Source organism: Arthrobacter sp. S41 (assembly GCF_004320535.1).
In the GTDB taxonomy this organism is placed as follows: Bacteria; Actinomycetota; Actinomycetes; order Actinomycetales; family Micrococcaceae; genus Glutamicibacter.
In genome coordinates, this window is record NZ_SIHY01000002.1 from 324,099 (window position 1) to 349,951 (window position 25,853).

Sequence of the window (25,853 nt, forward strand, 5' to 3'; positions counted from 1 at the left end):
TTCTAGTTCAGTCAGATAGATCCAAACATAACAACGCGACGCGTCCACCGTGATGGTGAACGCGTCGCGTCGTTAGGCTTGTTAATTTTTAGCGCAGGCCCAGCTTGGACGAGCATGCTGGCCAGTGGCCCCAGCCGCCCGATGCACGAAGCTTTTCAGCTGCTGCGATCTGTTCTTGAGGCGAAGCCTGGTGTGGAAGTGGTGCGTACTTGGTACCGCCGACTGCCCTCCATGAAGAAGCAGAGAACTGCAGGCCACCGTAGTAACCATTTCCGGAGTTGATCGCCCAGTTACCACCGGACTCACACTTGGCCAGAGCCTTCCAGGTGGAGGAAATGTTGCTGGTGTTGGTGGAAGGCTTCGGAGCGGATTCTTCCTTTTCTTCGCTGCTATTGGATGATTTCTCTTCCTTAGCTTCGCTCTTCTTAGCTGAAGATTCTTCTTCCTCAGCCTTCGCTTCGGCTTCCTTGTCGGCCTTTTCCTTGGCTTCCTGAGCTTCCTTGGCCGAGTCCTTGGTGCCGACGCTGACTACCTCAACCACAGGTTCCTTGGAGACCTTGGACTTGAGAACTTCTTCCTCACCCTTTTTGCCGTTTCGGGTTTCCTGACGAAGGGTCAGCTCGCGCTCGCCCTTTTCGCCGGTGGTCTCTACTTCGGTTTCACCCTTTTCCAAGGAGTCGTCTTTAACTTCCTTGGTATCAAAGTCGATGTCGCGGGTTTCGTCCCAAGTCTTTATGGAGACGTCGATAACCTCAACTTCAGCGCCAGCTTCGATAGCTACGCTGGCCTTGACGTTTTTGTCCTTCTTATCGTCAACCTTGACGTTGATTTCGTCGTTGTCGTCAACCTTGATTTTCTGCTCGGCGAGCAGTTCTTTGATGGTTGATGCGGTGCTTGCGACAGTCTTCTTTTTGTCGTTAACAATCAGCTTTACGTCTTTAGGAGTGATCACTTCAAGTTCGTCGCTCACTGCGGTGAGCTGCATGTCTTCATCGAGGGAAACTTCTGAGCCCTTATCAAGGTTCAGTTGGTTAACGACGTCTGCCACGGTCATGCCAGTGGTGTGAACGACTCGCTCGGTTCCGTCGATAGTTACTTCAACGGACTTGTTGCGCTTGATATCGATCTGCTGGTTGTCCGACAGTCCGGATTCTGGCGCGGCAGAAATTTCGTCGCGTTCCGCCAAGGTGATTTCTTGCTGATTCAGCAGTTCGCTGACAGTTGCTGCACGAGTGGAGACTTCTTCTTGCTCTCCGTCAACGGAGATGACTACGGATTTTTGACCGGCAACGTAGAACACGGCACCGGCGATAACCACAGCCACGGCGAGCGCCTGAGCCAGGTATTTAACCCAGGTTTTCTTGAGCAAGTGAGTCACGGTAGTGAGATCCCCATCGTTTAATGGCTCAGGAGCTGAAGGTAATTCAGCTTTCAGTTGAGCCCAGCAGCACCCGCTGCTTAGTTAGTAATCAAATTCTTGGCCATTTTCTCGCTTGATAAACAGGCGAGTTTCAGGCTGCCTCGACTCAACGCCGCCACTTTAGTTGACAGGAATTATCTCGAACATCACATCTACCGTAACCGAATCGTTATATTCATTGCAAGAGTTCTGTAACCAGACGCACAGCAAGCGGGTCTAGAATCCTCCGTACACTTCACCGGTATTTGCATTAATCTGTGCACAGAGTTCTTCAAGATCCATACCCAATGACTGCGCCATGAACCGGGTGGTGTACGGAATCATGTAGCTTGCGTTGGGGCGTCCGCGGAATGGATGCGGTGTCAAAAATGGTGCGTCAGTTTCAACCAGCAGCAACTTTGGGTCAGCAATCTGCAGCGCTTCTCGAAGACCAAACGAATTCTTAAAAGTCACCGTTCCAGAGAATGACATGTACCAGCCATTGTCGTTACAGATCTGCGCCAAGTCTTTGTCTCCGGAGAAGCAGTGAAAGACCACTTTCTCAGGGAGTTTGGAACTCTTGAGAATTCGCACCACATCTTCGTGCGCGTCACGGTCATGAATCTGCACAGCTTTGCCCAGCTCGACTGCAATCCGAAGGTGTTCACGGAAGGATTGCTCTTGAGCGCCTTGTCCCTCCTCACCGGTACGGAAGTAGTCCAGGCCGGTCTCCCCCAGCGCACGTACCCGTGGGTCTGCAGCCAGCTCTTCAATTCTCGCCAGTGCACTTGTCAGCTCGTCGCGTTCGGCAAGTCGTGCAGCATCATTGGGATGGATGGCGACTGCTGCCAGAACATTCGGGTATTCGTTGGCAAGTTGCACGGCAAATTCCGATGACTCTACGTCGCAACCGACTTGGATCAGTCCTTGGACGCCTACAGATTCGGCTGCGGCCAGTGCATCAGCGGGTGAGACTTTGACGGTGCCGTCTAAGAAATCCAAATGCGTATGGTTATCTACCACGGCTATCGGCAAGGCTTCGGGCGCTTCGGGATACTGCAGGTTCCGTCTACTGCCACCCTTTTCACTTTCGCTCTTACGAGCCCGGCCCTCGTGACCAGCCGGCAGCTCTTCCAACGTGGGTCGGTAGGCCTCAGGGATTCGGGTGATGTCGGTATCCAACTTCTTTGACACGATTTTCCTTTGCACTTTGTTACTACAGACCACTATCAATTTTAGTCTGTCATCAACTCGCAAATGAGCCACATTTATTTTTTGTCATTGAGCCAGTTAGCCTATTTATACGGATAAAACATGCCCATATGATAGTCACTAAGAGTTTGCTGAATACCTCAGGATGCGAAGTGTCTCGCGACTGAACCACTGCGCAGGAGGAACTTGAATGAGTGCCAACCCCACGATGCCGTCGTTGGATTCAACATTCCGTACAAACTGCGAACGGATATCTGGTGCTGTGCAAACGGTGATCACCGGTAAACCAGAGGTCATCACTAACGCGCTCATCGTTTTGTTGGCACAGGGCCATCTATTACTCGAAGATGTCCCGGGCGTCGGCAAAACCATACTGGCGAAGTCCTTGGCAAAGAGCGTCAACGGCACGGTTCATCGCATCCAGTTCACCCCTGATCTTCTGCCAAGCGACGTTACTGGCGTTTCGGTGTATTCACCACAAACACACGAGTTCACTTTTCATCCTGGGCCGGTATTCGCCAACATTGTCATTGCTGACGAGATCAATCGTGCCAATGCTAAAACACAATCGGCGCTTCTTGAATGTATGGAAGAAGCTCAGGTGACGGTGGACTCTATCACTCATACTCTTGAGCATCCTTTCATGGTTGTTGCCACACAGAATCCATTGGATTCAGAAGGTACTTTCGCTCTTCCTGAAGCACAGCGTGACCGTTTCATGGCACGAATTTCACTTGGGTACCCAGAACGAGAAGCCGAGATCTCAATGATCGCTGGCCACCATCAGCATGAACCGATTGAGTCATTGGAGTCAGTACTTCAGCTCGTCGATTTGCAGCAAATGATCGAACAGGTCAATTCGGTCACCGTGACCGAACGGCTGGGGACCTACGTGGTGGATCTTGGTCGCGCAACGCGTAACCATCCGCAAATAGAGCTAGGCGCCTCACCGCGTGCCCTTCTTCAGTGGGTCCGTGCGGCCAAAGCGCATGCGGCCATCAACGCCCGGGACCATGTCTTGCCAGAAGACATTCGCAGTGTGGCACACATGGTCTTGAACCACCGATTGATTTTGACCAGACGTGCTGTCGCTGAAGGTGCAGAAGTGTCAAACATTATTCAAGACCTGCTGTCCAATACCCCGGTTAGCTAGCTGGCACCCCATGGGCAAGATCCCCCGCTATGACTCAAGCGATACTCTTTCGTGGGTACGCTCGGAAAGTTCTGTGCCCTTAGCGCTACGTCGATTCCGATTAGATCTATTTACGATTCGTGGCTGGTGCACCATTGGTGCAGGAGCCCTCATGATTTTTTTGGCTTATCTATTCGGTCGCCACGAGTTGATGGCTCTCGGGATCTGTTTACTGGTCTTGGCGATCATCAGTTGGGCGTTGGCATCAAGCCTTCGAGCACGTACTCAAATACACCGAGAACTTGTTTCCGTGGAACCCAGCGTCGGGGACGTATCTAGATTCCGTCTAAGCGCCAGTGAATCATCGATGATTCAGGAGCAGCTACCTGAGCCTTTCGCCCGTGGACCAGTTCTTGATGCACCCGGCTACTGTGAGTACGAATTGGTGTTCGGAACCCGTGGCGTCCACCAGGTTGGTCCGGCACAGCAAATCATTACCGACTCCTTGGGCCTCATCCGTGGGATGGTCAACGCAGGAGATACCCTCAACGTCCCTGTCCGTTCCAAGCTCTTGGATCTCCAGCGCTTCGCGAACCTCGGCGAACAAATGCTCTCGGGCGATGCACGACATTCGCATAGCACCACAGCTGATTACTATGACGTGGCCATCCGTGACTATCAACAGGGTGACTCCATCCGACAGGTTCATTGGAAGGCTAGCGCGCGTCAAGGCAAGCTAATGGTTCGTCAAGAGAATCACGTAGCCACCGCTCATGCTCTGCTGATTTTGGATACTGACCATGAACACTGGTGTCAAAATGGTTCAGATCTTCGTCTAGCGATCCCCAACGGTTCCCAAGAAGACTTACCAAGTAGCCGTCGCTTTGAGACGGCGCTGTCCTTGGCAAGCAGTATCGGACTTCGTTTTGCCAGCAGCGGCTACAACTTATCGTTCCGTGACCTATCGGGAACACCGATTATCGTCGGACAGCACCAGGTAGCTTCGGATCATTCAGCGCATCGAAGCTTTGACACTTTCCATGCCGCCACAGCAGGACTTGCTTTAGACACGAGCACTCAAGCAACTGACCCAACTGAATTATTGGGTTCAGGTCTGCAAAAGGACATGCTAGATTCTCGCGAAGAACCAGTGATCATGATCTTGGGAGAACTCACCGTTGCCCAAGCCAGCTGGCTAGCAACATTGGCTCGCACGGTACGACGTGTGGAGCTATTTATTCTCGTTACCCACCCAGAACGATATGCGGCGGTTCAGCAAGAGCTCTCAACAACCGGTTGGAAAATTCATCTCCTGCCCGGCACCTCTGGCGTCGAACAGATTTGGGGAAACTAGTGGGTGTCGAAGTGCAAGATTCACCAGTGACCAACCCTTCTGAGGCTCAGCCGTCCGTTGAGTCTTCTCGCGCGCCAGCAATAGATCATTTACTAGCCCGAGGCCTGGCCGCGCTTTGTTTAGCACTAGCGGTTCTGGCCGGAACAGCATCACTGACCGGAGTGGTTGAGGGCACCTCATGGCTGCCCTACCTGATCTTCCCCGTTGTTGTACTTCATCTGGTTTACGGGTTGATCCGCGGGATCCGGGTGATCCGCTGGTTAGCTTTGCCAGCTGCAGCCCTTGTAGCTTTGGCTGCGGTCATGGGCCACGACGCCATGGACTCAAATACCTACGGTCTATCACCAATGCAGTGGTTTTTCTCTTCGATCTCTGAAGCAGGATTGCAACTGGCAACTCAAGTTCCGCCGGTGGCTAGCTCAGCGTATATCGACCTCTCGATACTGGTTCTTGCCCTCGTAGTGAGTCTGCTGACGCAAATACTTGCCACATTCCGACGCACCGCTTTGCTGGCCGTTATTCCGCTGTCTTTTGCCCCTATCGTTGCGTCCCTGTTTAAGCAGGAAGGTGCCGGAATAGGTTTTCTCGCCCTTCTGGTCGTTGGTGTACTGGGCTATGTAGCTTTGTTGCCGTACACGTTCACTTCCGTTTCTCAGGGCGCAGCTCAACATAAATTCCCGCCAGCCAAGACATTGGGCGTCTTTGGAATTACTGCACTGGCCTGTATAAGTTCGCTGTTCGCCGCGAGTTTATGGATGCCCGGTTTTCGTGCAGGCATGTTCCCCGAGGGTAAACGCCCCTCGGGAGAATTGCTGGCCAATAACGTAGACCCACTCATCAATTTGGGGCGAGATCTACGATCAAACGGTAAAAAACCGTTCTTGACGTATTACACCAGTGCAGACCAAGCTCCATATCTGCGGACCCAAGTCATCACAGATTTGACCCAGCAACGCTGGGAACCGAGCGAGAACCTTTTCTATTCTGATTACTACGGTGACACCGCGGTCACCAGTGATTACTCCTCGTTTGGTAGTTCTGAACAAGTACTGCGAATGACCTGGCCCAATAACAACACCAACCCGTTACTCCCGCTGCCGACTCAAAGTTATTTTGTCCAAGGCATCCAAGGCGATTGGCGTTGGACTCATGAAACCTCTGTGGCCAGACTCAGTGGCGACGCGTTAAGCGCAACCAAAGATATCTCCGTAGCTTATGAACAACTTCAATTCACGCCTGAACTAGTTGAAGAACTTGCCGGGTGGGGTGCGATGAGCGGGCCTAGTGTATCCAGCGAATATTCTCGGCTTCCGACAGATGAAGAAAACTCGCTGCGACCCTTGTTGCGAGAGACCCTCGACGAAGCCTATGCGGATGGGGCGAGCCCGGACACCGAATTGGCTAAGGCAGCAGCCATCCAAGATTTCTTCCGTTCTGGAAAGTTCGCTTACTCAGAGCGCACCCCTTTGCGTGAAGGATACGACGGAGCCAATGCACAAGTGGTCGAGGCGTTCCCAGACCGCAGGCAGGGATACTGTGTTCACTTTGCTTCGGCAATGGCGCTGATGGCGCGTGAAGCAGGAATCCCTTCGCGCATTGCCGTGGGCTACGCCCCAGGCGTTGCTACGGGTGAATCCATTAATGCTGAAGAAATTGGAAGTCCGCAGAGGTTTGAAAGAACCGCCAAGCCTGGCACCAAACTTGAAGGCTATACCGTCAGCGGACAACAGGCGCACGCATGGCCTGAGCTATTTATCACCGGCCTAGGCTGGGTTCCCTTTGAGCCAACACCAGGTCGAGGCTACACCCCAAGTTATGCGCCAGAAGCAACCCGGAGCGCGGCCCCTTCGGAAAGCACCGCACCTGAAGTACCTACAACCCGCAGTACTCCGACTCGTACACCATCGGCAACTCCCTCGGCTCAGGCGGCAACGCCACAAACCAGTGAACAGGGTGCAACGAACCTATGGTTGCTTCCTGTGGCGCTGGTGTTGATTGGCGCTGTGTTGTGCATCGGCCCTTGGCGTCGTAATCGCATCCGGCAGGAACGTCTGAAACAAATCCGTGCTGGCACACCAGAGGCTGCCCAAGCCTTGTGGGCGGAACTGCTCAGTGTCGGAGCCGACGCGAAGCTCCCGGCTGGTACTCACGAGTCCGTTGGAGACTACACGGTTAGATTATCTGTTGACTACCCGGCTTTGGCCCCAGAGCTCCAACAGATTCAGCAAGTTGTTGAGCAGAGTTTCTACGCCGATCGCCACCCTGGTGAAACCGATGAAGTACCTGTGCTCAATGCCCTGCACAGAATTCAAGAGCAACTGCGTGCTCAGCTGTCGGTCTGGCAACGACTAACTACATTCCTTGTCCCGCCGTCGTTACGGTCAGGACTCCGCGACAAACAACGTTCCAGATAGGGACGCCCAGACTAGTTTCTTAAAGAAACGAGGCCCAGCCAAATGGCTGGGCCTCATTTCATGATTGGCATCTATGGATGCACAGATTACTTCTTTGCAGCGTATGGATCGGCGATGCCGATGTACTGCACGGTGGTGTACTCGGCCAAGCCTTCAGCGCCGCCTTCGCGACCCAGACCCGACTGCTTCACGCCACCGAATGGTGCTGCAGCGTTGGAGATAACACCAGCGTTGAAGCCAACCAGACCGAATTCGATCTGCTCCGAAACGCGGAACATGCGGTTGAAGTCCTGCGAGTAGATGTAGGAAGCCAGACCGTACTCGGTGGAGTTAGCCAGCTTGATGGCTTCTTCTTCCGAGGTGAAGGTGGTGACAGGTGCAACTGGGCCGAAGATTTCCTGGGTAAGGATCTTGGCGTCGTTGGCAACGTTAGCCAGCACAGTTGGCTGGTAGAAGTAGCCTGGGCCTTCAACTGGTGCGCCACCGGTCACGGCGGTTGCGCCAGCGCTGATGGCAGCCTCGACCAGTGCATGCACTTCGTCGCGGGCCTTCTCTTCAACCAGTGGGCCAACGGTGGTGCCCTCTTCGGTGCCACGTCCTGGCTTGAGAGCCTTCATCGCTTCAGCGAACTTCGCGGTGAACTCTTCGGCAACGTCAGCGTGAACCAAGAAGCGGTTAGCTGCGGTGCAGGCCTCGCCCATGTTGCGCATCTTGGCAGCCATGGCGCCCTCAACTGCAGCATCCAGGTCAGCATCCTCAAAGACGATAAATGGTGCGTTGCCGCCCAATTCCATCGAAGTACGCAGAACCTTGTCTGCGGCATCCTTCATCAGCTGCTTGCCCACTGGGGTGGAACCGGTGAAGGAAACCTTGCGCAGGCGGTCATCCTGCATCAGTGGAGCGGAGATCTTCGAAGCCGAGGAGCCCGAAACAACGTTGAGCACACCTGCTGGAAGGCCAGCTTCCATCATGGTGGCTGCGAACAGCTGGGAAGTCAGTGGGGTCAGCTTTGCTGGCTTGAGCACCATGGTGCAACCTGCAGCAATCGCTGGGCCGACCTTACGGGTGGCCATCGCCAATGGGAAGTTCCATGGGGTGATCAACAGGCATGGGCCAACTGGCTTGTGCCGAACAAGGACCTTGTTCTTGCCCTCTGGGGTGGTGATGTAACGGCCGTAGTGGCGCACGGTCTCTTCGGAGAACCAGCGCAGGAACTCAGCACCGTAGGTCACTTCGCCGTAGGCTTCGGCCAGTGGCTTACCCATTTCAAGGCTCATCAACAGGGCAAAGTCATCTTTGCGTGCGGTGACCAAGTCAAAGGCACGGCGCAGAATTTCGGCACGTTCACGTGGTGCGGTCAAGGCCCATTCAGCCTGAACCGCGTCGGCTGCATCCAGTGCTGCCATGGCGTCTTCGCTGGTGGCACTGGCTAGGGTCAGTAGCTTTTCACCGGTGGCCGGATCAAGCACATCAAAAGTGCCGCCGTCCGAGGCATCGCGCCATTCACCGTTAATCAAAAGACCGGTTGGAACCTTGGCAAGCAGTTCTGCTTCGCGCTGGGCAGTGATCGACATACGCGCATCTCCTGAATCTCTAAATGAAACTAATCGTCGTTGATGCCTACGCTATTCTCGGCATGAGCAAACTGTAAATCGCCCTGTGCACTATAAAAGCGTAGATTCATTGTGCAATCAGCCTATGCGAATTTTGCTATTTCTTCGCTTCGTGACGTTGTGCCAAGACAGCCTCATACAGGTCACGTTTTTTGGCACCGAACTTTTCCGCCACCTCAGCCACGGCTTGCTTCATTCGGGTGCCCTGCTCCACGAGATCTGAGACTTTGGGCAGCAGTTCCTCAATGGTTGCTGGCTCAGCTTCTTCGGCACCGTGGATCACCACCACGATTTCTCCACGCACTCCAGGCTCGGCCCAAGTCTTCAAGGCACCCAGTGAGTCACGACGAACCTCTTCAAACTTTTTGGTCAGTTCGCGAGCCACCGCAGCTTGGCGGTCTTCGCCAAAAGCTTCAATGGCAGCGTCAAGAAAATCACTGAGGCGGTGTGGTGCTTCAAAGAAGACCATGGTGCGTTCTTCATGGAGCAACGTGTCCAGACGTTTGCGTCGCTCCCCCGCCTTACGAGGCAAAAAGCCCTCAAAGGTGAAGCGTCCCGTGGGAAGTCCGGAAAGGGCAAGTGCGGTCAGTACGGCTGATGGGCCAGGTACTGCGGTGACCCGGACCCCCGCGCTGAGGGCAGCAGCCACCAGTGGGTAACCGGGGTCAGAAACTGCAGGCATGCCAGCATCCGAGACGACCAGGATGGTGGCACCCTGCGCAGCCAGTTCAATGACTTCGGAGAGCTTGTGAGCTTCGTTGTGCTCATGGAGGCTCATGACCTTGGCGGTGATCTTGATACCGAGGGCGTGAGCGAGGTGGTGGAAGTTTCTAGTATCTTCCGCAGCGATAATATCCGCGCTGGTCATCATCTCCCGCAATCGCGGGGATGCATCGGATAAATTGCCAATCGGGGTGGCGCCCAGGACGATTACGCCCTCATTCTCTGAGATCTGCACATTCTTAAGCCTACGCGAAGTAGGAAAAGCCCACTTTCTGTACTTTCCGCCGGTAGCATGAGTTGGTGATGGGCACCTCGACTTTATACTCCGCGGACGCTGGCCATGTCCGCTCAGCACGGCAGGCCTACACTTTTCAGAGCCTGAAAGCTCGGCTCTTGCCAACCGCTGTGGCCTCCGGTCCACTGATGTGGATTATCCCGTTAGCCGTCACGCTGTTGGCCGGAATGCTCCGCTTTGTAAATCTTGCCCACCCTCACATGCTGATCTTTGACGAAACCTATTACGTCAAAGACGCTTTTTCGCTACTCCAAAGTGGCTATGAGCGCGAATGGGCAGACGAAAGCGATCCGCAGTTCATTGCTGGAAATCCGCAGCTGTCCGCAGACTCCTCCTTCGTGGTTCACCCACCCTTGGGTAAGTGGTTAATCGCTCTGGGCATGTTGGTCTTTGGCGACTTCAACGGATTCGGTTGGCGATTCTCCACCGCCTTATTCGGCACCTTGGCGGTCCTTCTAGTGACCTTGTGTGCACGGTTGCTCTTCGGCTCCCACACACTGGCCGGTATCGCCGGTCTACTGATGGCCATTGATGGTCACTCAATTGTGATGTCCCGTACCGCTTTGTTGGACATCTTCCTGATGTTCTTCGTTTTGGCGGCCTTTTACGCACTGCTCAAAGATCGGGTTCATGGGCGCACACAACTGGCCCGCAAATTAGCCGTCCCAGAAGGCAACCGCCCCGATGACTTTTTACTAAAACAAGGTCCCATGCTCTGGTGGCGTCCCTGGCGTCTGGTAGCAGCTGTCATGCTCGGTGGAGCCGTCGGGATCAAATGGTCCGCTTTGTCCTTCGTCGCGGTTTTCTGCTTGCTCGCCGTCCTGTGGGATTTTGCTGCTCGCCGTACCGCTGGCATTCATCAGTGGCAGCGTTCGACCTTCACTCGTGACGGAATTTACTCCTTCTTCACCATGGTGCCCCTGGCATTTATGACCTACCTGTCCACGTGGGCCGGATGGCTGGTCACAACCGGTGGACGCTATCGGCACTGGGCCGAGGAAAATCCTGGCCAAGGAGTCAGCTGGTTGCCAGCGCCGCTCCGGTCCTTGTGGCACTACCATCAGGCAGGCTACGAGTTCCATACCGGGCTGAGTTCAGAACATGGCTGGCAGTCCTCACCATGGACCTGGCCTTTTGCCGGGCGCCCTGTGCTGTTCTACTTTGAAGGCTACGACAAGGGCGCCAACGGTTGTGATCTCAAGCGTTGCACCGAGGTCATCACCGATCTTCCCAACCCGCTATTGTGGTGGGCTTGCTCCATCAGCATGTTCTTGCTGATCCTGTGGTGGATTGGCGCGAGAGATTGGCGCGCAGGGGCAATCTTGTCCTCAGCTGTAGCTGGTTTCCTGCCTTGGCTGATGTACCCGGAACGCACCATGTTCTTCTTCTACACCTTGCCGCTGGTCCCGTTCATGATGCTTTCGTTGACGTATATGATTGGCAAGTTCGTTTCACGGGAGTCGAATTCTGCCCTCGTGTACCGCTCACGCATCGTCGTGGTCACCTTAGGACTAGTGATATTCCTAGTCACTTCAGCATTCTTCTGGTCAATCTGGACTGGGGAAATGATAGCGGATGAACTGTGGCGCCTCCATGTGTGGATCCCTAGCTGGGGCTAGGCACCGGTGGTCGCTGGGCCTTAAAGCCATAAGATAGGCCACTTTGATGATTTTCGATTCAAGAAGGATTTAGCTTCCATGCAAGAAGTTTCCGTCGAGCTACTAACCGAGCTACCGCCCGAGTTTAATACGACGAATCTACTCCTTGACCGCGTCGCCCGCGGCTCGGATCTGCCCCTGTTCAGCGTGCAGCGCGAGAGTCAGTGGCACGATATCAGTGCAGCAAAATTCCTCGTTGACGTGAAACGCCTTGCCACCACGCTGGTCAATGATGGCTTGCAGCCCGGCGACAAGGTCGCGATCATTTCTCGCACTCGGTACGAATGGGCTCTTGCTGAAGAAGCCATCTGGTTTGCTGGCGGAGTTTCGGTGCCCATCTATGAATCCTCCAGTCCCTTCCAAATTGAATGGATCTTGCGTGATTCAGGTGCTCGGGTTGTCTTTGCCGAGGATCATGAGCTGCGTGCCAACGTCCGTCGCGCGGTGGCACAATTGGGTGAAGAAGTACGCACCCACATTTTTGAAGGATCCGATCAGGCGGACAAGTCGCTGATCCCCTCGGCTGGTCTACACCAGCTGCTGGTTGCCCCTGAACGGGTGAACGAGGAGCTCATTGAATCCCGCCGTTCTTCAATGAAGCTCGAAGATGTCGCCACGATGGTCTACACCTCCGGCACCACGGGACGGCCCAAGGGTTGCAATATGTCCCACTCGAACTTTGCCATGGTGGCTCACAACCTCGCAGGCAATATGCCCGACGTCCTAGGCAAGGACCGTCGTACCTTGATGTTCTTGCCGCTGGCGCACGTCTTGGCCCGTGCGGTGCAGCAGACCTGCATCCATGGCGGGTCGATCGTCGCACACTCAAGTTCGATGGGCACCCTGATTCAAGATATGGCCGCTGTGAAGCCAGGGTTCTTACTGGCAGTACCGCGCGTCTTTGAAAAGATCCGCACCACAGCGCTTGCTACCGCCGAAAGCAGTGGCAAGGGCGAGGTCTTCCTCAAGGCTGAAGCAGTTGCCATCGAGGTATCCAAAATCCGTGACGCGCGTGCACGCGGAAACAAGGCTCGTTTCCCTCTAGGACTTCGGGCCCGCCATGCACTGTTCAACAAGGTGCTTTATCCAAAGCTGCGCAATGTCTTTGGCGGCGAATGCGACTACGCCATCTCTGGCGCCAGCGCTCTGAACCAAGATCTTGCGCACTTCTTCCGCGGGGCAGGAATCAAGCTGGTGGAGGGTTACGGCCTGACCGAAACTACCGCGCCGGCAACGGTGAATGAAGGATCTCGAACCCGTGTGGGAACGGTGGGCCGGCCCATCCCTGGCACCAGCGTGAAAATCGCGGAGGACGGGGAAATCCTCATTAGGGGCATCGGCGTCTTCTCCAGCTATCACAACAATCCAAAGGCAACCGCCGAAGCTTTTGATGCTGACGGATTCTTTAAGACTGGCGATACCGGTGTACTCGATGAAGCAGGCTTCTTGAAGGTGACCGGGCGCAAGAAGGAACTAATCGTCACCGCTGGTGGCAAAAACGTCTCCCCCGGGCCTTTGGAAGAAATGGTTCGCGCCGGACGAATTGTTGCTCAGTGTGTGCTTGTTGGTGACCAGCTTCCGTTCATCGCGGCTCTGGTGACCTTGGACCATGAAGAACTGGTCTTGTGGGGCAAAGCTAAGGGACTGGGCGAGCTGTCCCTGGCTGAGGCAGCCACTCATCCTGAGGTCATTGCGGAGGTGCAGACCTACGTTGATACGGCAAACCTGACGGTCTCCAAGGCCGAATCAATCCGTAAGTTTGTGGTCCTTGACGACGAACTTACTGAAGCCTCAGGACATCTGACCAACTCACTAAAGCTCAAGCGTCAAGCCGTCATTGAGCAGTTTGATCAGACGATCCAGGGCCTTTACACAAAATAAAATCCTGACATAAACGAGCTGAGGTGCCGCACTTTTTTGTGCGGCACCTCAGCTCGTTTTTATGCAGTTTTCTCTTAGCCACCCAGACCGAAGGCGCGTGCTTCCTGCCGAAGCCTTGCGGCCTCACGGCGGCGTCCGGTTGGCCAGCAACTGATAAGAACCACAACAACGGTGGCAACAACCAATACAGCGATTCCAATGGCACTGTCGACCCAGAACTGCTCAGGATACAAGCGGATCAAGGTGTCCTTGACGCTGAAGGTCCATGTACCTTGCGAGAAGAACAACGCGTGGAACTGGGTAAAGAAGGTTTCCCAGCCCATCAGCGCGGCGACAGTCAGGACCGCAATCATCACCAAAGTGAGAATAGCTCCAGAGAACAGGGCCCGGCGTACCCCACCGGCATAACGCTTAGCTAGGTACCAAACACCAACAATCAAGATGACTGCCAAGATGATGCCAAGGATGTAGGAGAAACCAATAAGGTGCTTGACGTCCACCATATGCTGAACCTCGCCCTCGGTGAACATAGCTGAACCGGTGGAAAGCTTAAGCCCCGACAAGTATTCCGGGCCAGCAAAGTTGTTCAGGTAGTCCAGTCCGTAGCTGCCGTAGGTCAGTCGTTCATCATCGCTGAATCCGAAGAGGTCACTAGGGAATCCTGGGCGGCCATAGGACAGCGCTAGGAATGCCGGGGTGGCGATCAGGCGAATGGCCGTAATCAGGGTGAGCACGGGGAAGATCAAGGCAACAACAACCTGCGCAGTGCGCCCCAGTGGTGGTTTGGAGTTCAGCGCCCGCTCACGAGCCACCCGACGCTTCTGTGCTGCTTCGGACCGCTCTGGCTCTGGTTCATAGCTACCAAAGACACGATTGCGTGCCTGGGCTACGGCTGCTTTGGTGGTTGGCAGTGAGCCGGTCTTCGGTGCAACTGCTACCGGTGGGACCTGCTGGACGGTAGTTTTGCTCTCGGGCTCAGCCTTAGGTTGAACGGTAGTTGCTGGAGCAACAGGTTCGTTCTTGGCATTTTTCTCTGCTTCAAGTTCGTGAGGCAGTTTGATGGCGCGAATGACGTCTTCTACCGGCTCTTGAGCTTGAGGCTTCGCTGCTGGCTTGGCAGCGGCTGGTTTTTCAGCAGCAGATTTGGCTGGAGTGCTTGCCGGTGCAGGTGTAGTTGCCGCTGGCTTCTGCTGCTCAGTCTTAGCTGCTGCGGGCTGGGCCGTTGCTGGCTTCTGCTCTGCAGGCTTCTGCGCAGTTGGCTGGTCCGCGGTCGACTTTTGCTCTGCAGGCTTCTGTTCAGGCTGCTTCTGCTCAGCCGGCTTTGCAGGTGACGATTGTGAAGCAGCTGGATTGGTCTCGGATTCGTTCGTGCCAGACTCAGACTTGCCAGACATGGCTCGGCGAACAGCTTCCTTGCGGGCAGCTACTTCGGCCTGAGCCTGATTCTTATGAGCTTCCAGACGCGCGGCAAGCTCTTCTGCTTTTTGGCTCAGTGACGCCTTGGGTGCTCGCTCCGGGGCAGCCGGTGCAGGCTGACCCGCATTTCCTTGCCCCTCGGTTGGGTTTTTCGCCGCCTCAGCCATGAGCAGACCTCCTGCAATTCGCGCGATGGTGTGATGTTTTAGGTTACTGGTAAGCCACCGAGGGCTCACGCGCCTTCAGCTTATCCACCGCAAGGGCTCAACCGACGGATTACCACACCTAAATCACGTTTGGGCTAGGAGATAAGCAGGACGTCAAAGGCTAAATACGTGAGCCTAGACTACTTTTCTTCGTCAGGGAGCATGGCCAAACGGACCCGAGAGTCAAAACGCTGGCTGCTGATATCGCGAGAGCGCACCGAATCTGCTGGCGTGCTGGAGGAATGACGTGATTCATGAGGTTGCGGCTGCTTATCGCGCACCGCGTCCACGAGGGCGTTCAACTCATCTTCGGGCTCAAGCACTTCAGGCATGGCACCTCGAATCAGCGACCAACCACTGGGAACAGTGAGTCGATTGGCGTGCCGAGCGCAGAGGTCGTAGCAGTGCGGCTCGGGGTAAGTAGCCAATGGACCTAGCACGGCCGTTGAATCGGCGTATACGTAGGTGAGGGTGGCACGAGCCGTTTCACGGCACGCTGGGCGAGAACAAAGACGAAGACCTTCCACGCTATTTATTCTACTCGTGGGATGCCCTGATGCTGGGGATCTAGCAGTGTTCGTGGGCCGGAGCCGGTCCATGAGCGTGCTAAGCGATAGGCTGAGACGATGAACTCGAAGTTGCCTGATCGTCCCAGTGGTCCGCGGCGTAATCGCCATGGCCGCGGACGGCGCGGGCCACTGATCCCCATTCATTTGCCGGCCTACCGCTCCCGTCCGGAACGGTTCGACGACGCAGTAATGGCCAGCGCTCAAAGGCTTTCTGAACGCTGGCCAAATAAAGTTGAACAGATTGATTTCCTCATTGAGCCGGTGCCCAGCGAGAAACTCATCAATCAGGCAGAAGCAGTCTCCGATCGTATCCCGTTGGCATCGTCAACTCCGGCCACCGCTCATAAGCGTGCCGAGTTGGTGATCTATCGTCTGCCGATTGAACAGATCGCCGATAGCACCGCAGAGCTGATGGACCTCGTTCACCAGTGTGTGGTTCACGAGGTGGCGCAGTTATGGGTGAAACCGATCAACGAGATTGACCCGTCCTACTTCCCCGAAGATCCCGAAGACTTTTAGCTTCGCGTAGCCGCCGGCACTTGTGCTGGCGCGTGGGTGGCGAGCATCAGGCGCACCGCCCCGATCCATACCAAGGCCGAACCCACCAGGTGACAGACCACCAACAGTTCAGGCAAATGGGTCAGCGCCTGAACGATGCCAATCACACCCTGAGCGGCGAAAACCAGAACGTAGATCTTGGCCTTACGAGACACCGCTGCGACCTGCTGAGTCTTGGCTTTGCGCCAGATGATCAAGGTAACTGCCAACGCCGCAAAGGCCGCGATAGCGTGGATGAGGGTGATGCTTAGCCAGTCAAAGCCCATACGTGGAACGTCGGCCGAATCTCCGGCATGTGGTCCGGAACCCGTGACGGCGGTTCCCAAAACAACCAGCACCGCGTTGATGATGACCGCGATGGTGCCCCATCGCCTAAGTTCACTGGTGCTCGACGGTGGTTCGCTGGCTTCAAGGTTCTGAGTTTTATCCCAGGTAATAGCCGCAGCGGTCAGCAACAGAGTCGCTGCAAGGAAGTGCCCGGCGACCATAAACGGATTGAGCTTGACCCATACGGTCACGCCACCAAGTACCGCATTCAAAACGACCAACCAGAACTGTAGCCAGGCCCACCGAGTAATGGTGGGAACTGGTTCGCGTTGCAGACGAGCTGCAATGATGACCCAACCCACCGCGACGCAGAGCACCGTGGTGAGCATTCGGTTGGCGAACTCGATGGTTGCGTGGATGCCCATCTGCGCCGTGGGTGCAAGTGACCCATCGGTGCAGGCCGGCCAATCCGGGCAGCCTAGCCCGGAGCCGGTCACGCGAACCACGCCGCCACCCACGATGATCAAGATGGCAGCAGCTAGGGCCGTGAAGCTGGCCGCACGCAAGGCACGACGCTCCAAGGTGTATCGGCTAGCTAGCCAGCCGAAGGGGGTAATCATAAAACTGTTCCTTGGTGACGGGGCGCTACCCGCCGATATTTACCACAATGCCGTCGCGACCGGCATTAGCCTGAGGCATCGCAGCCCAAGCAATCGAACGATCCGAACCGAGCGCCACCTGAGCAATATAGGTATTGGCGTCGGTTGAGAAAATTACTGCCTGACCATCATCCGAGACTGATTTTGGATCAAAGACAATGGACGAACCGGCATCAATCTGTAGCTTCTTTGCTTTCTGCAGTTTGCCGTCCTTGGTTACTACGGTGGCTTCCACGGAGGAATCCGAATCTACGGCAGCCAAAGCAAATTTTCCGGTGCCGTTGGCAGAAATGGGCATGGCCTGAGTGCCAGCAAGAACATTGGAGCTCGCTGCCCACGCGGTGTCCGAAGAATCCTTCGGGTTAGCACCTCGTACCATGCGTACTGCTGCGGTCACCGGAGCGTCAGATTCAACCACGACGGTGTAGTAGCCACCGGCCAGCTGCTTCAAATCCACAACACTGGTTGCGTTTGATGCTGCCGCCAAGTTCTCGTCAAAGCTTGCTGCTACTTCACCATTTTCTCCAAGGACCTTTACCTTGTAGCCGGCACCTGAGGACCCGGTGGCAGAAACGTGCAGCTGTGGCACCAAGGAGCTATCGTCCTTGCTCAGCGAGGAGATGTTCTCCTTGCTATCAATCCAGACGCCCGGGATTACCTGACTGTTTGAAGCCGAAGCATTGGCACCAACAAAGTCCACACCCGACGGGGTCAGACCGCGAAGCGCTGCCTGCTGAACCGTTGCGGTGATCTTTCCACCAACGCTAGTGACCTCAGCCGAAACAGAGCCCATATTCTGCGCGTAGCCGCCGAGGACCAAGGCTTTGTCCTCCCCCGGAGCAAGAACAATGCTCTGCAGGGTTGGGGTATCGATCAGTCCATCTGGACCACGCAGCTGCAGTGCAACCTGAGCGGTGGTGTGTGTTGGGTTGGACAGGTGCATTACGCTGGTTGATCCGGTGCTGGTCTGCAGGCCGGTAAAGCGCCAGTTGGAGGCAGGTGCCTGGCAGGTAGCCGTGGCCAAACCTTCAAGGTCACCGTCCGAGGCTTGGTAGCTGCGTAGTGCGCTACCTTCCGAGGCCAGGCCGCCTAATGGCTGCAACGAATACGACTGGATACCCTCGACGTTATTCAGCGTTGAAATCTTGCTGACTCGCCCGGTCTGTCCAGCATCATCTGCGCCGCGAGCTTCTACCGCTTCGGCTTCCTTGATGCGTTTGGTCAGTGTGCGGGGTGAGGAACCATCAAGTTTGGCAACCGAGGAGCCCGGGATACGTTTGGCTAGGTCTGAGACCGCAATGGAACGCACGTTGCTGTTCACGTTTTTGGCACCGGCAGCAAACTGCGGATCCGTTCCATCAACACCCTTGAGCAGCTGTGGAGTTGAAGCACAGATACTCGTGGCGTCACCTGCAGGCAGGTTGGTCACCGCCGCTGGCAGAGTACTTTCTGCCGCCTTGGGGGCGATAATCGATCCGCCACCAACAACCGCGCAGGCTGCAACAACGGCGGCCAGACTCAGGAGCACTGCCCCGGTCTTCTTACGAGTAGGAGCCGTTGCGGCATCCTTGCTCGCCGCAATACGTGCCTTTTCTAGCTTGCGTCGACGGGCGCTGACCTTTGAATCTTTTGGTTCGGACGCCGGGACGGTAGCCACTGCCTCCGACTTCTGCGACTGTTCTTCCTTAGCTGCCTCAGCAGCACGAATCTTTTCCAACTTACGGCGGCGCTTGGCAGCCTGTGCGTCTTCTGGCTCTTGCGCGGCAGGAACCTGATTCTTCTCATCTGCGGAATTCGATGCTGCGACACCGCCAGCGGCAGCTGTAGCACCGGCAACAGTTGCAGTCCCGGCAGCAGGTGTTGCTGAACTCTTTGCTGGTTGCGGGGCACTCTCAGGATCCTTGGTCGCCGCCGAATCCGAAGCCTTATCGGCAGCTACGGGTGCACCTAGCTGCTGCGAAGCAGGCAACGGTGCAACTAGCTGTGCAGGTTTTGAGGTTTCATCCTGCTGTGGCTCTGCCTTATGCGATGCGTGGCTTGGTTCCTCGGCCTTATGCGAGGCGTGCTTGTGCTCTTCAGCCTTGTGAGCAACCGGCTCAGGCTTCTGCGCAGCGACTGGCTTTGCAGGCTCCTGCGCTGGAGCATTTGCCGGTTCGGTATTCGATACTGCAAGAGGCACAGAAGTTGCAGACTTCTGGGAAGTCTCAGGCTGCTGAATGGTCTCGGATTTCTCATCCTTGGCAGACTTATCAGCCTGGTCAGACTTTTCAGCCTTGTCAGGATCGGCAACTGGTGCCGAGGTCACTGCAGGCTTCTGCTCGCTCTGATTCTGAGCAGTTGGCTTTTTCTCTGCCTTGGCGGCAGCCTTCTGCTCAGCTTCAGCCTGCTTGGCGGCCAGGGCTTCGGCCTTTTTGCCAGCCTTGGCCTTTTCGGCAGCGTCAGCTTCCTGCTGCGCTAAACGAGCCTTTTCGGCTTTAGCTTCAGCCTTGGCATCAGCTTCCTGCTGCGCCTTCTGAACCTTTTCAGACTCAGCAGCGTTTTTGGCGTCCGCCTTGGCGCGTTGTGTTGCTTCCTTCGCCCGAGCCTTGTCCAACTTTGCGTCGATTTTGGCTTTGATCTTGGCAGCTTTTTCTTCGGCGCGGGTCAGCGCTGCAGACATTGGATGCTTAGATTGCTCCGAAGCCTTGCTTTCAGGCTTATCAGCAGAATCCGCTGAGTTAACGTTCTTCTCGTCGCTCACTACTTCTTCTCCTGCTCGGCTTCATCGTCCGAAATTCGGTCGTTGAGCTTCGGGGTCAAGTTTTCTCGGATCTCACTGGCCCGCTCACGAGCCTCGCGACGGCTTTGTGGCAGGACGCCAGTAGCCGTTGAGGGGCTGCGAACTTCAGCTGCGGCCAAGACTTCATGACCATCAGCTAGCTCTTCGTCCGCAGCGCGAGGTTCGCGGAAACGATAATCGCTATTGCGGTAGTTGGCGAATCGGCGCGAGCTTGGAACCGGAATGGCCAGCAGCACGGTAATCAACAAGACCAAGGCGCCTAGAATCAGAACCGGGGTGTCCATGCTTTCCTTGTGCGTCAGCGACAACTTGCCACCGGAATTAGGGATTTCGTAGGCCTGAGCCCAGCGGGTATCCGAATTTTCCGGATAGGCCACCGAACGCAGTGCCACATCCCCGAGGCTGGCGCGCAGCTTCGAATCGGCAGCGGTGGACAGCACCAAGGTCCGCTTCAATTTGGACTCCGGCAGCTCAACGTTGCTCATCTTGCCACGCTCGGTTGGCAGTACGGTCACGCCACTATTTTCATCAACGATGCGAGCAAATCCAGCGCCTTCGGTTTCACCCGAAGTTTTGTAATCCACACGCCACAGCCAACCGCTGTCGGTCTGTCCTACTGAAGCCAAACCGGTAGCTGCGTTCAGGGTGCGCACGGTGGCGGGAACGGACTCACCGGTTTCGTTCAGTACAACGTAACCAATACCTAAGTCACGCAGGGAATCGCGAGAATCCAGTGCGGACTCGGAGAGCAACTTGGCAACTGCCTTGCTCTGGGTCGAGGAGGTAATCGAGCTTTCGTTGCGTTCCGGGTTTAGCAAGCTTCCATCAAGCTGCTTAACCTGCGAGTAGCGGCTGATGCTATCGAGGGTCTCACCTGAGCTGGAAACCAGCTGGCTGTCGATTTCACCCGATGAACGTGGGCTGAGTACCAAGGTGCGCTCTTGGAATTCAGAGCGTCCGGCGTCAGCGGCCGTGGCCGGCAAGGTGCGTGGCTGGGAGGACTGAACTTGCTGGGTATCCACCAGCTTGGTCAGCTCCTGCGAAGCTGCCGTTGGGTTCAGCTGGGAGGCCAAAAGTACGCTTCCTGAGCCGGCAACAGCGATCACGCTCAGGACTGCCATCAGCGAAACCAAGGATCGTGGTGCGCGTGCACGCAGGGTGCGAGGCTGGTTTTCGTGACGCAGTGCAGCCAATGCGTTGGCAGCTGCGGCCATCAAAGCAAAAACGGTGAACGAGACAAACGGTCCGGTGTAGGCGGTTACCGAAGTATGCGATTGAAGGCTAACCGGAATAAATCCAACAGCCCAACCAGCGGCCAACGAGATCACGCCGGCCCAGAGCAGACGGCGCGAGTTGCGGCGCATGGTGGCGTTGTGGCTGAAAGCCGAGCTCAACGTACCAATAAGGGCCATGATGATCACCGGTGCGCCAATAAGCAAAGCTGCTACGAGCGCCCAAGGGCCAGCGGGCAACATATCCCAACCGACCAAGCCCGCCTTGGCATCAAAAGCTTCTGGGAAACCAAGAAGCATCTGCCATGGCAATGCTGGCGAGAAAGCGGTAGGAGCTCCTGGCTCGGTGAACAGCAAACGTGGTTCGCTCAATGCTGCGAAGAGCAAAGGCAAGTTCCACACAACAGCTGGCAACGGGATCCACCACAGGCTACGTGCCCGGTGGAGGGAGGACAGAGCCAGAGCGTAAATCAAGATGGTCGCTGACAGGAAGAACGCCATTGAACCGGCGGAAACTACCCACAGCAACAATGCGGCACAGGCCGACGCGGTCCATGCAGAAACTGACTGCGCCTTGGCCGTCTTTGGCCTGGCTCCCTCAACGGCAACCTGCGCGTTCATGGAGCGGATCACTGCCATCACAAATACCGGCAGCACGATGTGAACCAAAGCTGAGCCGATTCGGCCCGAGGCCAGTGAAGAGGTGAGTGATGGAAGCAGGGCCCACACCAGTGCGGCAAAGAATCGCACAGCGCGCGATCGGCTGACTACCCCGATGCCCCACCAAGCGCTCAAGGCAGCCAATGGCATGGCGGCAAGGAAGAGGTAAGGAGCTACCTGGTTGGCGTGGCCAAAGGTCACTACCGAGTACAGCCAGAACAACGCATCCGTATTATCTGGTGGAGCACTCAGCCCGGTCCCAATGCTCTGCCACCAGGAAATCGCATTGGCTCCGATTTCCTTGGTGCTCTGCGAGAACGGACGCAAGGCGCCACCCGAAAGCGCAGACGCACCAAGTACGTTGCGCCAAGCGATTAGCGAAGCGGCCGTGGAAATCAGCAGGGCAAAAATCAGTGACAGTACCGCGGTGGTACGCGGTGGGCGGGCGATGCGAACAAAGTCCGAGAAGTTGTCGCCACTGGGTTCAACCATGGCATCGGCACCGCTTCCGTCGCCAAAGACTTCTGCATCATCGCGGCCGGTGGTCAGATTGCGTCGATATTCGCGAACCTGCGACGCCGAGGTCATCAGCTTGCGGACCTGGCGGCGTGGAATCTCACGAATTGTGCGCACATTGCGCCGGGAGGCCGACAGCTTGCCCGGGGTGAATAGACCGCGCAGCGTTGCGCGCAGGTGACCAAAACCGTGGCCTGGGTCCTTAGCCAGCAGAGCCAGCAGGAAGTGGCCGATACCGCCGAGCAAAAGGCCGATCCAGAGGAACGGCAAAGTTAGTGGGGCGGCAAACTTCAAACGCTGGAATACTTCCGAACGCTTGGCTTCGCTAGGCCCGGCCAGGGAGTCAACTACCTCAACCTGGTGGTACATCTTGGCTTCGGGGACAACAACAACACGGTATCCGGCCAGGCGGTTGCGCCAGCACAGGTCCACGTCGTCGCCACGGCCTGGAATTGCTGGATCAAATCCGCCAAGGTATTCAAAAACGTCGCGGCGGATGAACATACCGGCAGAGGACACTGCGAAGTAGTCGCTGCGTGCGTCGTACTGTCCCTGATCAACTTCGTCGGTATCGATCATGGTCAGTCGCTGAGCCTTGCGGTCTACGCTCAGTCCCACCTCGACGAGGTGGCGGGGGTTATCAATGTCCAGCAGTTTGCACCCGGCAATGGACACCGATTCTGACGCTTCAACGGCTCGGGTCAGTGCTTCAAGTGCCTCGGGTGCCGGCATGGAGTCATCATGGACGATCCATAACCATTCGTCGCGGTCTTCTCGTGCTTCTGGCAGTTGCGAGACTGCCGCTTCCATCGATAGGCCCAAAGAGCCTTCCTCGGCTTGCAGTAAAGCAGCGTTGGAAGGCAGATTGGCACGCAATACCTCAAGGGAAGCGTCGGAGGAAGAAGCGTCTACTCCAACAAAGCGTTCAATAGGCCTCGACTGGTTTCGCAGTGCGGCCAAAGTGCGTGGTAAAAAGTCAGCGCCATCGTGCGAGGCAACGATGGCGGTGACATGAATTGGCGGACGAATTAGATTGCTCGTTTCCGTAGACGGCGACGTTCGCGCTCTGAGAGCCCTCCCCATATGCCGAAGCGCTCATCATTGCTCAAGGCATATTCTAGACATTCTGAGCGAACAACACATGCGCCGCAGACGCGTTTCGCGTCTCGAGTCGATCCGCCCTTTTCAGGGAAAAACGCTTCTGGGTCTGTTTGTGCACACAGTGCGCGGGCTTGCCAGCCCAATTCACCTTCATCAACTTCGCCGCCGACACCAAGCCAAACGGCCTTGATGCTCTCGCGTACGTCGTCGTCCTCGTCAAGCTCCGGTGCCCAAGATCCTACGGAAGGGATCTCTTCAGCATCCTGAGATGAGTCATGCTCTTTAAGATAATTGTCGGCTGCAGTTTCAAGATCAGCTGCGAGCGCCACTCGTGCGGACTCACCGGCTTGAGGGTCGACAAACCAGTCAGACGGTGCGTCTTCGAGCCCGTACTGAGCGGACGCAACAGCCGAGGTCGAAAATTCGGAGTACCCCTGCTCCAGATTCGCCATGGTGATGTTGACCTTTCGATTGGTTTGAGTGGATTGGGCCATCTATGGCGCCTACCCATCCGGCAGCATTTATTCCATCAAACTAGAGAATGTGATGGATTCCGCCGGACTCACCATCTAATTACATCCGTGTAACTCCGCTAGAGTCAAGTGGGGAGGTCATTCTAAGAACAATTTTCAGGAAACTCCCGGCACAACACGCCGTCAAAACGGGCAGAAGAGCGGGCGAGTCTCGACTTGCTTGAATTCCCGGTGAATTCTCAGTAACTAGTTTCAAAGGACGATCAATGAGTAGCAACCAACAACTTGGAACTTTCGTCGAAGCACTGCTCGCGGTGCGACGGTCCTCGGCGTCTCCTTGGCTTACTTGGCATTCTCAAAGTGGTGAACGCATCGAGCTCTCTGGACGGGTATTTGACAACTGGGTGGCTAAAAGCGCGAATTTGCTGGGCGACCTTTACGACCTCGGCGAAGAATCCATCGTCGTCATAGGCCTCGCCCCACACTGGAAATCGCTGGTTCTGGCCCTAGCTGCATTGCACCACGGCGCCAAACTTGTCGACCCAGCTCATCAAGATGCGCAGAGCGCGGCCCTGTTTATTACGGCCACGCCCAACGATGAAAACATTCCAGCAAGTAGCGAGATCCTCGCAGTGAACCCGGCAGCTCTCGCGCTGTCCTTCGGTTCGGATCTGGGGCCCGTTGCTGAAGATTTTAATGCCACGGTACGTTCTTATGGCGACCAGTTCTACCCATCGGCAGTAGCTGGTTCTACCGCGGCCATTGCCACCCCTGCTGGCGCAGAGCTGAGCATCGAAGAGCTCTTCGCACCGGCGGCAGATCCCAAGGGCACGATCTTGGTACGTGCGGATCAGCCAATTTTGAAACTACTCCCCTACCTAATTGGGCAGTGGAAAGCCGGGGACGGCGTAGTTCTGGTTGAAGATTCTCTAGAGGTCAGCGACCGCCTACGAGATGGTGAGCGCATCACCTTCGACTACGTGCCTGGGGCCTAACGAAAGACCTTAGGAGTAGAGCCGGTGTCGGTCGGTCCATTGGAACCTGTTGCTAGGTCCTTGCCGTCCGCACCGGTTTCGCTCTGTGGTCGACCCAAAATCTCGTGGTCGTGGGCGAACTCTTCTTCCTGATCCATTTCCTTACCAAAGACCCAGAAGCGGTAAGCGAAGAAGCGGAAGATGGTGCCCAGGATCAGGCCGACGACCGAACCGGCAATGAAGACCGAAGTTGCATCGGTTAGACCCAGCCAGTACTTGGTGACCCAAACACACGCGGCCGCAATGCCCAGACCGATTGCGTTCATGATGATGAACATCACCAGCTCGCGCACCACATTCGCTTGGCGACGATGGCGGAAGGTCCAGTATCGGTTAGCGACCCACGAGAAGATGGTCGCAACGACACCTGCAACGATTTTTGCCTTAACCTGCGAATCGCTCATTGAGCCATGCAATAGCCAGACATAGATGCCCGAGTCAATGATGAACGCGACGCCACCGACGACACCGAACTTCGCAACTTCACGCCAAAACAGCGATATGAGTCCGGCAATTTTTGATTTGATGCGCTCGAGCAAGGGTCCTCCAGGGAATCAAGTTCCCGTCTGGCTAGCAGTAACAGGGCGCGCAGAGCAGAACTCAGAGCACGCGACCTTGCTATTTTATCGGTAGTTTCTGGTGATTGACCGAATTCTGAGAGTAATCAGACAACGCGCATGCGAATCTACCGCGTGATTTCGA

18 protein-coding genes are annotated in these 25,853 nt (G+C 55.9%); 7 read left to right on the plus strand and 11 right to left on the minus strand.

From position 1 onward, the window contains the following. Positions 1-88: 88 nt before the first annotated feature. Both EYR88_RS16385 and EYR88_RS12845 read right to left on the minus strand, forming a co-directional pair. Positions 89-1,378, minus strand: a complete 1,290-nt coding sequence (locus tag EYR88_RS16385; RefSeq protein ID WP_131090154.1) for a resuscitation-promoting factor — start codon at positions 1,376-1,378, stop codon at positions 89-91. A gap of 258 nt (positions 1,379-1,636) precedes the next feature. After that, a complete protein-coding gene (locus tag EYR88_RS12845; protein WP_242632599.1) occupies positions 1,637-2,536 on the minus strand; it encodes a TatD family hydrolase in 900 nt (299 codons plus the stop codon). A gap of 265 nt (positions 2,537-2,801) precedes the next feature. Here EYR88_RS12845 and EYR88_RS12850 point away from each other — a divergent pair, with 265 nt between their 5' ends. From EYR88_RS12850 to EYR88_RS12860, 3 genes are all read left to right on the plus strand, one after another. Then, entirely contained in the window at positions 2,802-3,764 is a 963-nt protein-coding gene (locus tag EYR88_RS12850) for a MoxR family ATPase (protein WP_131090156.1), read from the plus strand. A 151-nt stretch (positions 3,765-3,915) separates the two neighbouring features. Continuing rightward, a complete protein-coding gene (locus tag EYR88_RS12855) occupies positions 3,916-5,097 on the plus strand; it encodes a DUF58 domain-containing protein (protein ID WP_165477362.1) in 1,182 nt (393 codons plus the stop codon). Positions 5,098-5,123: 26 nt separating this feature from the next. After that, entirely contained in the window at positions 5,124-7,511 is a 2,388-nt protein-coding gene (locus EYR88_RS12860; protein ID WP_131090158.1) for a transglutaminaseTgpA domain-containing protein, read from the plus strand. Between the two features lie 86 nt (positions 7,512-7,597). Here the strand turns inward: EYR88_RS12860 and EYR88_RS12865 are convergent, their stop codons facing one another. Next, the gene (locus tag EYR88_RS12865; protein ID WP_131090159.1) at positions 7,598-9,085 is read right to left on the minus strand and encodes an NAD-dependent succinate-semialdehyde dehydrogenase; all 1,488 of its coding nucleotides are present in this window, start codon (positions 9,083-9,085) and stop codon (positions 7,598-7,600) included. Positions 9,086-9,221: 136 nt separating this feature from the next. Beyond that, complete coding sequence (gene rsmI, locus EYR88_RS12870) at positions 9,222-10,082, minus strand: 16S rRNA (cytidine(1402)-2'-O)-methyltransferase (RefSeq protein ID WP_131090160.1); 861 nt, start codon at positions 10,080-10,082, stop codon at positions 9,222-9,224. Between the two features lie 68 nt (positions 10,083-10,150). Here rsmI and EYR88_RS12875 point away from each other — a divergent pair, with 68 nt between their 5' ends. Next, positions 10,151-11,761: a phospholipid carrier-dependent glycosyltransferase gene (locus EYR88_RS12875; protein ID WP_131090161.1), complete on the plus strand. Its 1,611-nt coding sequence runs from the start codon at positions 10,151-10,153 to the stop codon at positions 11,759-11,761. A gap of 78 nt (positions 11,762-11,839) precedes the next feature. Then, positions 11,840-13,681, plus strand: coding sequence for an AMP-dependent synthetase/ligase (locus tag EYR88_RS12880; protein WP_131090162.1), 1,842 nt, complete (start codon positions 11,840-11,842; stop codon positions 13,679-13,681). Positions 13,682-13,755: 74 nt separating this feature from the next. Here the strand turns inward: EYR88_RS12880 and EYR88_RS12885 are convergent, their stop codons facing one another. Both EYR88_RS12885 and EYR88_RS12890 read right to left on the minus strand, forming a co-directional pair. Continuing rightward, positions 13,756-15,264 carry a TIGR01906 family membrane protein gene (locus EYR88_RS12885; RefSeq protein ID WP_131090163.1) on the minus strand — a complete coding sequence of 503 codons (1,509 nt, stop codon included), beginning with the start codon at positions 15,262-15,264 and terminating at the stop codon, positions 13,756-13,758. A gap of 179 nt (positions 15,265-15,443) precedes the next feature. After that, complete coding sequence (locus EYR88_RS12890) at positions 15,444-15,830, minus strand: DUF3499 domain-containing protein (protein ID WP_131090164.1); 387 nt, start codon at positions 15,828-15,830, stop codon at positions 15,444-15,446. A 99-nt stretch (positions 15,831-15,929) separates the two neighbouring features. On the opposite strand from EYR88_RS12890, the gene EYR88_RS12895 reads away from it, so the two are divergent. Then, positions 15,930-16,391 carry a metallopeptidase family protein gene (locus EYR88_RS12895; RefSeq protein WP_131090165.1) on the plus strand — a complete coding sequence of 154 codons (462 nt, stop codon included), beginning with the start codon at positions 15,930-15,932 and terminating at the stop codon, positions 16,389-16,391. Here the strand turns inward: EYR88_RS12895 and EYR88_RS12900 are convergent. The 4 genes from EYR88_RS12900 to EYR88_RS16390 are packed head-to-tail and all read right to left on the minus strand — an operon-like array spanning position 16,388 to position 24,096. Then, on the minus strand, positions 16,388-17,317 hold the full coding sequence (locus EYR88_RS12900; protein ID WP_131090166.1) for a COX15/CtaA family protein: 930 nt from the start codon (positions 17,315-17,317) through the stop codon (positions 16,388-16,390). The genes EYR88_RS12895 and EYR88_RS12900 overlap by 4 nt on opposite strands. A 25-nt stretch (positions 17,318-17,342) precedes the next feature. Beyond that, positions 17,343-20,096 (minus strand): DUF5719 family protein, encoded by a 2,754-nt coding sequence (locus EYR88_RS12905; protein ID WP_131090167.1) that lies wholly within the window; start codon positions 20,094-20,096, stop codon positions 17,343-17,345. After that, positions 20,096-23,626, minus strand: a complete 3,531-nt coding sequence (locus EYR88_RS12910; protein ID WP_131090168.1) for a glycosyltransferase family 2 protein — start codon at positions 23,624-23,626, stop codon at positions 20,096-20,098. The genes EYR88_RS12905 and EYR88_RS12910 overlap by 1 nt, the downstream gene beginning before the upstream one ends. Further along, complete coding sequence (locus EYR88_RS16390; protein ID WP_131090373.1) at positions 23,572-24,096, minus strand: WhiB family transcriptional regulator; 525 nt, start codon at positions 24,094-24,096, stop codon at positions 23,572-23,574. Before EYR88_RS16390 ends, EYR88_RS12910 begins: the two co-directional genes overlap by 55 nt. A 287-nt stretch (positions 24,097-24,383) precedes the next feature. On the opposite strand from EYR88_RS16390, the gene EYR88_RS12920 reads away from it, so the two are divergent. Further along, entirely contained in the window at positions 24,384-25,112 is a 729-nt protein-coding gene (locus EYR88_RS12920; protein WP_131090169.1) for a TIGR03089 family protein, read from the plus strand. On the opposite strand, the gene EYR88_RS12925 is transcribed toward EYR88_RS12920, so the two are convergent. Then, positions 25,109-25,690 carry a GtrA family protein gene (locus EYR88_RS12925; protein WP_131090170.1) on the minus strand — a complete coding sequence of 194 codons (582 nt, stop codon included), beginning with the start codon at positions 25,688-25,690 and terminating at the stop codon, positions 25,109-25,111. The two genes, EYR88_RS12920 and EYR88_RS12925, sit on opposite strands and share 4 nt — an antisense overlap. Positions 25,691-25,853: the final 163 nt, after the last annotated feature.